This is a genomic window from Polaromonas sp. P1_G2, from assembly GCF_056405515.1.
The window spans coordinates 1-502 of the sequence record NZ_JBFUBY010000947.1 but is presented as its reverse complement, the minus strand read 5'-3'; the positions used below and the strand labels follow the sequence as shown (position 1 = coordinate 502).

The window sequence follows — 502 nt, the reverse complement described above, 5'->3', positions numbered from 1 at the left end:
CAGCGAGACCATTTCCGCCGGAGGAGCGACAAGCACGCCGGTCTTGTTGAGGATGGAAATGGCCGAATCCTCTCTGTAGAGGCTGAAAATCGCCTCCAGGCGTGACACTTCCGCGGTGACGCGCTCGATCAGCCGGTTGCCCGCTACACTGTCGACATGGTTCAAAATCAAAGTCGCCGGCGCGCCAAGCGCCTGCCCGGTCCAGGTGATCGGTGCCCGAGCCGTCGCTGCCCGCGCGCGCGACAACAAGGGCAAACCGGCCATCGCCGCGAAGATCATGATCGCCCGGCGGCGGCTGAAATTTCTAGCCATTGTTCTGTCCCTTCACATCCGACGCGGCCGGGGCATCGWCCTTGGGCGCGTCTGCGCCGGAGCCGAGGACATAGTCATGCGGCACCTGGTCGAAGGTGACGACCCGCCCGCCATTCTTGAGTGCAAACTTGGCCGCGGCATCGCGGATCGAGAACGGCACTGTCTCTTCGTTGCCCATGCTGCCGCGCAT

General features: G+C 63.9%; 1 protein-coding gene and 1 pseudogene. Both read right to left on the bottom strand.

Annotation, left to right across the window (positions count from 1 at the left end; genetic code table 11):
- Nucleotides 1-312: pseudogene (locus AC1D0P_RS28485) on the bottom strand (FAD:protein FMN transferase); the annotation flags it as partial.
- Nucleotides 305-502, bottom strand: a 198-nt coding sequence (locus AC1D0P_RS28480) for a nitrous oxide reductase accessory protein NosL (RefSeq protein WP_477679804.1), incomplete at its 5' end; no start/stop codon positions are given. The pseudogene AC1D0P_RS28485 and the gene AC1D0P_RS28480, both read right to left, overlap by 8 nt.